Here is a 2,410-nt window from a genome sequence, read left to right on the forward strand (position 1 = left end):
GAGCTGCGCCGGGCGCAGCTGCTTCCAGCCGAATACCCGATCGGCCACCCGCTCAAGATCGGCACGTCGACTCACCGCTGCCCCATACCCGTGGGCCCGGGCGCGAAACTCCTGGCATCCTTCGAGCGCGGCAGGTCACACTGGACAGTGATCATGACGCAACAACTGGTGTTCGACGCTCCGCGGCGCGCGTTGCCGCCCCGTCATCTCGCCGACCTCGACGCGGCAGGCCGCGCGGCGGCTGTCGCCGAGTTGGGGTTGCCGGGGTTCCGGGCCAACCAGGTGGCGCAGCAGTATTACGGCCGCCTGACCGGTGACCCGCGAACGATGACCGACCTGCCGGTCGCTGTCCGTGACCGGGTCGCCGACGCGCTGTTTCCGGAATTGCTCACGGCGGTCCGGGACGTCACGTGTGACGCGGGCGAGACCCGCAAGACGCTGTGGCGCGCGGTCGACGGGACGACGTTCGAATCGGTGTTGATGCGCTACCCGCGCCGGGCGACGGTGTGTATCTCGTCGCAGGCCGGCTGCGGAATGGCGTGCCCGTTCTGCGCCACCGGTCAGGGCGGGCTGACCCGCAACCTGTCGACCGCTGAGATCGTCGAGCAGGTGCGACGTGCGGCGGCGGCGCTGCGCGACGATCACGGCGACCGGTTGTCCAACGTGGTGTTCATGGGCATGGGGGAGCCGCTGGCCAATTACGCCAGGGCGGTGGCAGCGGTGCGGCGGATCACCGAACCGCCTCCGCACGGCTTCGGGATCTCAGCGCGCTCGGTGACGGTGTCGACGGTCGGCCTGGCTCCGGCGATCCGCAAGCTGGCCGACGAACGCCTGGGCGTGACGCTGGCACTGTCGCTGCACGCACCCGACGACCAGCTGCGCGACACCCTGGTGCCGGTCAACAACCGGTGGAACGTCGCCACCGTGCTCGACGCTGCGCGCTACTACGCCGAATCCACCGGTCGACGGATCTCGGTGGAATACGCGCTGATCCGCGACGTGAACGACCAGCAGTGGCGGGCCGATCTGCTGGGCCAGACACTGCACCGGGCACTCGGCGCACTGGTGCACGCAAACCTGATCCCGCTCAACCCAACGCCGGGCAGCCGATGGGACGCCAGCGCGAAGTCCGTGCAACGTGACTTCGTCCGTCGCGTGCGCGCTCAGGGCGTGCCCTGCACCGTGCGCGACACTCGCGGGCGGGAGATCGCCGCGGCCTGCGGCCAGTTGGCCGCTGACGTCTGAGGCCTGCTACCGAAGCTTGCCCCGGCGTCGTAGCCACCAGTCTCGACCGATGACGAACAGCGCCAGCACGGCGAACCCGACCAGATACAGGTTCTCGATGTGGCCGACGTGATTGCCGCGCAACATGGCCACCAGAAAGATCACGATGACGACGCCGGTGGCGTGCCAGGTGCGGTAGTTGATCCGGCTCCAGCCCCACGCCGCGGACGGAACCTCGGCGACCTCGATTCTGGCGTCGCGCTCCAACTCAGTGCTGGCCACAGCAGACCCTCCGGCTCAATTGACTGCGTTGCCGCAATTCTCGCACACCGTGGTGCAGGTCGCGGCCGTCGCCGACGAAGGTAACAAATCGCCGGGAAGCCGTTTACGTCGTCGCTGTGACAGGGTATGACGGAAGCTATCGCCAGGCGACTGTTACCTTCGGTAACGTTCACCTAAGGGGAGCGAGCTTAGCGGTTGAACTCGGGACGGGGTGAAGCGGTGGATTTCGGAATGTTCCCGCCGGAAATCAACTCCGGTCGCATGTACACCGGTCCGGGGTCTGGACCGATGCTTGCCGCTGCCGCCGCCTGGGACGCCACGGCCGCCGACCTGCATTCCACGGCGGTTTCCTACTCCTCAGTACTCTCGGGGCTGACCGCCCAGTGGCAGGGTCCCTCGTCGGACACGATGGCTGCCGCCGCCGCGCCGTATGTAGCGTGGATGAGCGCCACCGCTGCTCAGGCTGAGCAGACCGCCGACCAGGCGCGCGCGGCGGTGGCTGCGTACGAAACCGCTTTCGCGGCAACGGTTCCCCCGCCGGTTATCGCGGCCAACCGCGCTCTACTGATGTCGTTGATTGCGACCAATATCCTCGGTCAGAACACCCCGGCGATCGCGGCCACCGAGGCGAACTATGCCGAGATGTGGGCCCAGGATGCCGCCGCGATGTACGGCTATGCCGGCTCCTCGGCGGCGGCCGCGCAGCTGACACCGTTCAGCGAGCCGCCGCAGACCACGAAGGCGGACGGGACGGCCGTGCAGGCCGCCACCGTTACGCAAGCCGCCGGCACCCAGGCACAGAACTCCGCGCTGGCGCAGGCGGTGCAAAGCGTGGCCGCCCCTGCGGCTGCGGCGCCTGCCCAGGCGGTCGATCCGCCGATCAGCCCCGCACAGACGCTGGCGA

At 68.6% G+C, this 2,410-nt stretch carries 3 protein-coding genes; 2 read left to right on the plus strand and 1 reads right to left on the minus strand.

The genetic code is table 11. The annotated features are described in order from the left end of the window. The first annotated feature begins 153 nt into the window (after positions 1-153). Positions 154-1,245: a 23S rRNA (adenine(2503)-C(2))-methyltransferase RlmN gene (gene rlmN, locus WA317_RS07060; protein WP_425172356.1), complete on the plus strand. Its 1,092-nt coding sequence runs from the start codon at positions 154-156 to the stop codon at positions 1,243-1,245. Between the two features lie 6 nt (positions 1,246-1,251). Here rlmN and WA317_RS07065 read toward each other — a convergent pair whose 3' ends face one another. Next, a complete protein-coding gene (locus WA317_RS07065; protein ID WP_425172354.1) occupies positions 1,252-1,506 on the minus strand; it encodes a DUF2631 domain-containing protein in 255 nt (84 codons plus the stop codon). Positions 1,507-1,725: 219 nt separating this feature from the next. Here WA317_RS07065 and WA317_RS07070 point away from each other — a divergent pair. Beyond that, on the plus strand, positions 1,726-2,410 hold a 685-nt coding region (locus WA317_RS07070; RefSeq protein ID WP_425172355.1), incomplete at its 3' end, for a PPE family protein.

The sequence above is a fragment of the Mycobacterium sp. genome, assembly GCF_049802695.1.
GTDB lineage: Bacteria > Actinomycetota > Actinomycetes > Mycobacteriales > Mycobacteriaceae > Mycobacterium.

Excerpts from the sequence above, each read along its gene's own strand:
- rlmN (WP_425172356.1), top strand. The coding sequence starts at position 154 with ATGACGCAACAACTGGTGTTCGACGCTCCGCGGCGCGCGTTGCCGCCC.